The 6,843-nt window shown below is 69.2% G+C and carries 6 protein-coding genes and 1 riboswitch; of the genes, 4 read left to right on the forward strand and 2 right to left on the reverse strand.

Features of this window, described 5'->3' with window-relative positions:
* The first annotated feature begins 161 nt into the window (after positions 1–161).
* Together ABN273_RS56365 and ABN273_RS56370 are read left to right on the forward strand one after the other, a co-directional pair.
* A complete protein-coding gene (locus tag ABN273_RS56365; RefSeq protein ID WP_349458021.1) occupies positions 162–2,837 on the forward strand; it encodes an ATP-binding protein in 2,676 nt (891 codons plus the stop codon).
* 133 nt (positions 2,838–2,970) lie between these two features.
* Positions 2,971–3,071: riboswitch (SAM riboswitch) on the forward strand.
* Positions 3,072–3,078: 7 nt separating this feature from the next.
* Positions 3,079–3,696, forward strand: a complete 618-nt coding sequence (locus ABN273_RS56370; protein WP_349458022.1) for a GNAT family N-acetyltransferase — start codon at positions 3,079–3,081, stop codon at positions 3,694–3,696.
* A gap of 523 nt (positions 3,697–4,219) precedes the next feature.
* On the opposite strand, the gene ABN273_RS56375 is transcribed toward ABN273_RS56370, so the two are convergent.
* Positions 4,220–4,351 (reverse strand): hypothetical protein, encoded by a 132-nt coding sequence (locus ABN273_RS56375; protein WP_349458023.1) that lies wholly within the window; start codon positions 4,349–4,351, stop codon positions 4,220–4,222.
* Positions 4,352–4,492: 141 nt separating this feature from the next.
* Positions 4,493–5,116: a hypothetical protein gene (locus tag ABN273_RS56380; RefSeq protein ID WP_349458024.1), complete on the reverse strand. Its 624-nt coding sequence runs from the start codon at positions 5,114–5,116 to the stop codon at positions 4,493–4,495.
* A 690-nt stretch (positions 5,117–5,806) separates the two neighbouring features.
* Between ABN273_RS56380 and ABN273_RS56385 the strand changes: the two genes are divergently transcribed.
* Positions 5,807–6,211: a hypothetical protein gene (locus ABN273_RS56385; protein WP_349458025.1), complete on the forward strand. Its 405-nt coding sequence runs from the start codon at positions 5,807–5,809 to the stop codon at positions 6,209–6,211.
* Positions 6,212–6,296: 85 nt separating this feature from the next.
* Positions 6,297–6,620, forward strand: a complete 324-nt coding sequence (locus ABN273_RS56390; RefSeq protein WP_349458026.1) for a transposase — start codon at positions 6,297–6,299, stop codon at positions 6,618–6,620.
* The last annotated feature ends 223 nt before the right edge of the window (positions 6,621–6,843 follow it).

The following is a 6,843-nucleotide window of genomic DNA, read 5'->3' on the forward strand; positions in this document are numbered from 1 at the left end:
CCCAGGGGCAACAGCAGTGGCAGCCGTCGACGGCCGCCTGGCGGTACGGCGAATCTGGGACCCTGCTGAGCGGCTGACCAGCGCACTCACCCTGGACGATGCAGTGGACGTCAGGGTATGGCCCGAGGACGTCGAAGGCCCCGACACCCTGTCCGACCTAGGTGGTCTTCGATCTGGCCGAGCGGACCGAGGCGGCCGCTGTTGTCGGCCAGCAGGTCGACGCGCTGCGTCGCCTGGACCGCGGGCACCTGGGAGTCACCGTGCCCTGTGAGCCGCCCGAGGCGGATCCGTGGCGCGTCGACCAGGCCGCACCCGACCAGTACTGCGGCTACGACTCCTACGCCTGGTGGAAGTGGCAGCTGGCCGGCGGCGACCCCGACGAGCGGCCGGCCCGTCGTGGCGTCCTCCTCCCAAAGGCGTCCCCAGCCCCAAAGCAGGTCGATCGTTGCACGTCAGAGGCATGTTCTGAACGGCGCAGAGGCTGGGGTTTCCCGCCGTCATCGAGGCCGCCGCCGGCCTGGCCCAGGCGCTGCTGCGAAACGCCCCGGGGCGTACGGATCCTCGCCACCAGCCAGGAACCGCTGAGCATCCCAGGCGAGCAGGTCTGGCCGGTGCCCCCGCTTGAACTCCCCGCCGACTCGGCCGATCAGGCGGTGTTGCGCGCGTCGAGCGCGGTGCGGTTGTTCCTCGACCGCGCCGCGGCGGCCTCGCCCGGCTTCGCCCTCACCGACGGCAACGCCCGTGCGATCGCCTCCATCTGCCGCCGGCTCGACGGCATCCCGCTGGCCCTGGAGCTGGCCTCGACCCGGGTCCGGGTCCTCGGCGTGAATGAGCTGGCCGAACGTCTCGACGATCGGTTCCGGCTGCTCACCGGCGGTCATCGGGGCGCTCCGGCACGACAGCAGACCCTGCGCGCGATGATCGACTGGAGCTGGGAACTGCTCACCGCGGCCGAGCAGGCGGTGCTGCGCCGGCTCGCCGTCCACTCCGATGGCTGCACTTTGGAGGCGGCAGAGGCGGTCTGCGCCGGAGCCGGTGTCAAGCCCGCCGAGGTCCTGGACCTGCTGACCCGTCTGGTCGACCGTTCCCTCGTGCTGGTCGCCCACGAGGCCGACGGCACCCGGTACCGGCTGCTGGAGTCGGTCTCGGCGTACCTGTTGGAGCGGCTGCGGGACACCGAGTACGCGCGGGTACGGCACGCTCATGCGTCCTACTACGCGGCGTTCGCCGAGCGGGCCGACTCCTTTCTGCGCGGCGCCGAGCAGCGACACTGGCTGCGGCGCCTGGACGCCGAGACCGCCAATATCCGCAGCGCGCTCGACTGCGCCGCCGCCGACGGCGACGGTCGCCTGATGCGGCGGCTTGTTCACGCGATGGCCTGGTACTGGTTCCTGCGCGGCCGCCTCACCGAGGCCAACCGCTACCTCGCCACGGCCCTCGCCCTACCCGAGGATCCCCCCGGACGCGGCGAGGACGAGACGGACTCCGTGGCCTACCCGGCGCCGGAACGGTCGGGCACCGTGGCCTGGCACACTGGGGTGAGCCTGCTGTCCGGTGCCCCGGACGGACCGGCGCGCCACAGCCAGGCCGTCGTAGAGGTGTACGAGGGCATCCGCGACCCCCATGGGCGGGTCAGGGCGGGCTGGCTGCTCGCTTACGCGGTCACCCGGTTCGGCGACTTCACCGTCGGCGAGGAACTGCTCAACCGGGTATTGGCCGAGTCCCGTGCGCTCGGCGACCGCTGGGGACTCGCCGCGGGGCTGAGCACCCGGGGCATGCAGACGTACGTGTGCGGCGATCTGAAGGCTTCCCGGCGAGAGGCCGAGGAGAGTCTCAAGCTCTTCCACGAGGCCGGTGACCGATGGGGGCAGCTGCAGGCCACGGCCGTGCTGGGGCGGCTCGCGGAGATCGAGGGCGACTATCCGCGGGCCGCCCGCCTGCACCAGGAGGGGCTGCGGATGGCCGAGGAACTGGGGCTGTGGACCGACGCCTCGATGCGCTGGTCCGAGCTCGGCAGGATCGCCCTGCTCACCGACGACCACGCCGGGGCCGAGGAGTTCCACGAGCGGGCCAGGCGCCTTGCCATCGAGCAGGGAGACCGGCCGGCCGAGGAGTTCGCCGAGCTCGGGCTCGCCCTGGGGGCGCGCCGGCAGGACCGGCTCGACCGGGCGGAGTCGTATCTGCGCCGCTGGCTGGAGTGGAACCGGCAGTTCGACGCGGAGTACGGGTCGGCCCTGATCCTGGCCGCGCTCGGCTTCGTCGCGGAGCTGCGCGGGGACGCCGAGACGGCGCTGGCGCTGCACCTGGAAGGGCTGACCGCCGCCCGGGACACCGGCGATCCGCGGGCTCTCGCCCTGGCCCTGGAGGAACTCGCCGGGGCGAGCGCCCTCGCCGGTCAACCCCTGCGGGCCGCGCGCCTGCTCGGTGCGGCGTCCGCGGCCCGCGCCTCGGTGGACGCGCCGCTGCCGGCTGCCGAACGCGGTGACGTGGACCGGATCACCACGGCGCTACGCGCGGCGCTGGGGGAAGCGGGCTTCGAAGCCGGGTTCGAGCAGGGCTACTACGCGGATGAGACGCTTACCGTCGCCGGTGCCCGGTCCTCACGATCGCCCTGCCGCTGTGGATCAAGCGCGCGGGCCGACATCCCCGACGTCACGATCGCGATCGTCCTCGACGCGAGCACCGTCGGCGCCGTCCTTTTCCAGGTGCGCGTCTGCAGGCGGGCCGAGCCCTCGACGGGCGCCGCCACCGCCGCCCACCGGGCAACTCCTCCGGCGCCGTCATCTCGCACCTCCGCCTGCCGGCAGCGGCCCGGGCGGCCGTCCCGCATCCTGTAGCCGCTGAGGGCGCCTACAGGAGCGATGGACCGGATGATGTACCAGTTCCGCGCGCCGAGCAGATCCGCGATCCGACCGGCACCGAGTTCCGTTTGACGGCATGCGTCCCGACCTGGCAAGATCTCCGCCCGGTCAATCATCCAGAGGACTCGAGGGACCTGGCCCTGCGACGGTCCGGCAACCTCCCCGGCGGGAGTCGGCGGGAAAGGTGCCAATGCCAGGAGACGATGAGGGAGTCTCGATGGGCATGCGGCTCGATGTTCCTGTGCTGACCGGCGATCTGGTACGGCTGGAGCCGCTGGCAATGCGGCACGTGGCGGATCTGGCGGAGGCCGCCGAGGAGGAACGGTCGTCCTACGGCTTCACGCTGGTGCCCCGCGCGCAGGCGATGAAGGACTATGTGGCAGCCCAGCTCGCGCGCGATGGGCTGACCCCCTTCGGGCAGGTCCGGGTGACCGACGGTAGAACGGTGGGTTGCACCGCGCTGTGGGATCCCCGCACCTGGCCGGACCGGCCCGGCCTGCGGGCGATCGAGATCGGTTTCACCTGGCTTGCCGCCTCAGCGCAGGGCACCGGGATCAACGCCGAGGCCAAGCTGCTGCTGATGACGTATGCGTTCGAGACGCTCGGCGTCGCCCGCGTCGACCTGAAGACCGATGCCCGTAACCTCCGCTGCCGCCGCGCGCTCCAACGACTTGGCATCCCCTTCGAGGGCGTCCTGCGCTCCTGGTCCATGTCGTGGGCGCCCGGCGAGGAGGGCAGGCTTCGCGACTCAGCCATGTTCGCCGTGACCGCCACCGACTGGCCGGCAGTGAGAGCGGCATTGCGCACCCGGCTCACCGCCGCCGGCTCCCGGTAACCGACCATGCAGAACCCAGCGTAGGGCGAAAGCTGGAAGCCAGCCCGGGTGTGCACCGGCCGTCGACGGGCCGCCGCCATGGCCCGGTTCGCGCCCTTGCCGCCGGGAACGGTGCGGAACGCCCGCCCGGGTGATGATCTCTCCCGGAGCCGGCGCCCTGGAGGCGCAAGCCACCAGATCCATGTTGGCACTGCCGAAAACGCTGATCATTGGCTTTCCAGGGGCTGGTCTTTGACAGGGGAGCCGCCGGGCCGGGCGACGGTGTCCGCACGACCGGACCGCCGATCGTGTGCGATGGGGTGGAGGCGAGGGTGGCTCAGGTCGGTGCGCCGCCGTCGTGAGAGGTGAAGACGTCGAGAAGCAGCTCCGCCAGGAGCTTGGCGTCTGCGCCGAAGGCAACGTCTCCGTAAGCGGAAAGGTGGCCATTGACAGTGGAACAGATGGAGACGCATGACCACTGCTGGTGGCGGCCAGGCTGGCACCACGGCCGCTCGTTCTACACCTGGCACATCCTCGTGGAAGATCAGCCAGCCATCCGTGAGTTCGCGGAGCCGAGCCGCGTGGCGTCGCACTTTCCGGCGATGAGGTCGCGCTCTTCGTCCAGGATTGTCCAGTGCTCGACCAGCTCGTCGATGTGTATCGGGGAGTGTTTCATGACCGCGGGTTGAGGAGCCTGCGGACAGCCGTTGGCGGTACCCGCGAGTAACTTAGCTGGATACTTCGGAAGGATGAGTTGCGTCGGCTGGCTGAAGCCGTTGAGCCCGATAGTCTGTCTTCGGGACACATGCCGAGAAGGCTACCCCTTGCCGCCTTCCCTCTTCCATGCGCCGCACTTGTGGCCGGCCACGCCGTACCTGTAGACGCAGATGCGGACCGAGTTGTTTTTGTTGGGAAGCGACTTGGTGATGACCAGGTACTTCTTCGTGTGGGGAATTCGGCCGACCTTGAAGGGGCCGCACTTTCGGCCTGTCTTGCTCTCCAGGTAGACACGTATCCGCTTGTCACGGGTCACGACTCTTGCGTACGAGTAGTCCGAGGGCTGCCATTGCCGGAAGTCGACGGTGGTGGACTTGTATTTGAAGCTGTACGGCGGGTTTACGTACTTACTCCACGGAACGGTGGGGCTTACGCAACCGGCTGTCTGTACGTGATTCGACACCATGTTGGGCTCTGCCTGAGCGGGTGCGGAAGTGGTGAGGATGGCTGGAGAACTCGGCACCGTACCGACGAGTGCCCCGAGCGGCGCGACTCCGCCGCCGGACGGCCAGTCTTCCTTGAGCGGCGCGACCCCGCCACCGGGCGGCCAGACGGTCGCGGCGGTGGCAGTCCCGGGTGCGAGCACGGACAATCCTCCGATGAGCAGCCCGAGCGCGGCGAGCCGCTTCCCCTGTCGTTGCATGAACGGTTCCCCTTTGATCACGAGATGATCCCTTTTCTGGGGGTGCAGTGACAGTTCACCGGTCTGGGACGCTTCGTGTCAGCATGTTTCGTATGGGAGGAAAACATCGAGTTCGCGACCGTGCACGTGGTTCATCCGGCGGCTGGGCGCGAATGAACTCGGCGCCGAGCCGGGTCGCCTGGTGCAGCATCAGGTTGCCTTGCCGCTCGCTCTCGCTCTCGGCGTCGCACGCCATCCGCTCGGCGACACGCTTGGCCTCTTGCGGCCTGCTCACGCTCGCGGGCCGCATTCTCGGCGCGACGGGCGGCACGATCGCCTAGCTGTGGACCCGGGGAGCACAGCATGGCCGCGCTCACGTAGCGCGATCAGATCCAGTATGCGGGCTCTTCGCGATTGAGCGGGCCAGCGTTGCCAGGTGATCACGGTTAGTGATCGCGAGGGATGACGGTGCGTGACCGGTGAAGTGATCGCCCTGAAACGAGAAGCACCCGTGGTGGTGGATCATGTCCTCGCCAAAGAAACAGATCACAACCACGCGACGGGTGCATGGGACAGGATACGGGTCGGCTCTACTCGGGTTGATCGGTGTCACAGTATTTGAGGTCGAGCACGAAGCAGACGGCGGCCGAGTGGTGCATGTCGTCCCGGAACGGTCAGGTCCGCCGTTATGCCCACACTGCCGCCTGCCTGCGGGCCGGGCCAAGCAGTGGGGTGACGGCCCGAGCCGAGCATGTGCCGGTCGGGCTGAGCCCGATCGCGCTGGTGGTGCACAAGCGCCGCTGGTACTGCGACACCCCGTGGTGTGCGCAAAACTCCTTCACCGAGCAGGTCGCGCCCATCGGGGACGGTGCCCGGATGTCGGAGTCCTTGCGGGACCTGGTCGCCGTCGAGATCGGTGACCAGCTGCGGCCGGTGGCCGAGGTCGCCGCCACGCACCGCATCGGCTGGCAGGCCGCGCACGCGGCGTTTGCCGGCAGAGCCGATGAGGTGCTCGGCAGGCCACTGGAGCCGGTGGCCGTGCTGGGACTGGATGAGACCCGCCGGGGCAGGCCCGCTACCGGCTCGCGGAGGATGGCCACCGGGTCCTTGAGGCCGACACTTGGCACACCGGGATGATCGACATTGGGGGCCGGCAAGGGCTGCCGGGACAGGTCGAGGGCCGCACGGCCGAGGCGGCCGTGCCGGGGATCCCGAGTACGGCATGCGCCGCACCCTGCTGCGCAACTGGGAGGACCTGCACCCCAGGCGGTTTGAGGCGATGTGGAACGCCTTCGCCGACGCCGGCAACCCCGGCGAGCAGGTGCTGGCCTGCTGGATCGCCAAGGAAGAGCTACGCAAGATATTCCGGGCCACCAGCGCCGGCCAAATCCGGGATCGCCTGGCCACCTTCTTGTTCTGGTGCGCTGACCACGAACACATCCCCGAACTCGCCGCTCTGGCCCAAACCATCAGCACCTGGCGCCATGAGATCGCCAACGCGATCCTGCTGGGCGTCTCCAACGCCGCCAGCGAAGGGATCGCATAACAGCACAAGCCCGCTCAAGCGCGAAAACCCAGTATGCGGGCCCCCGACGTCGGCGTCACCTGGGTGTAACCTTCAGCGGTAAATGGGTCTGGCGCACTTAGGGCTTGCAGAGAATTAACACGCTGAGTTGATCTTGTGCGTGATGGCGCCTGCGCTGATGGCGTAGGTGGTGAGGTCTGCTGCGGTGTAGAGGCGCTTGGGCACGGGCGTGATCGTGTAGTCG

It is taken from the genome of Nonomuraea sp. B19D2 (assembly GCF_040137845.1).
GTDB lineage: Bacteria > Actinomycetota > Actinomycetes > Streptosporangiales > Streptosporangiaceae > Nonomuraea.

Excerpts from the sequence above, each read along its gene's own strand:
- ABN273_RS56370 (WP_349458022.1), top strand. The coding sequence starts at position 3,079 with ATGGGCATGCGGCTCGATGTTCCTGTGCTGACCGGCGATCTGGTACGG.
- ABN273_RS56375 (WP_349458023.1), bottom strand. The coding sequence starts at position 4,351 with ATGAAACACTCCCCGATACACATCGACGAGCTGGTCGAGCACTGGACA.
- ABN273_RS56390 (WP_349458026.1), top strand. The coding sequence starts at position 6,297 with ATGCGCCGCACCCTGCTGCGCAACTGGGAGGACCTGCACCCCAGGCGG.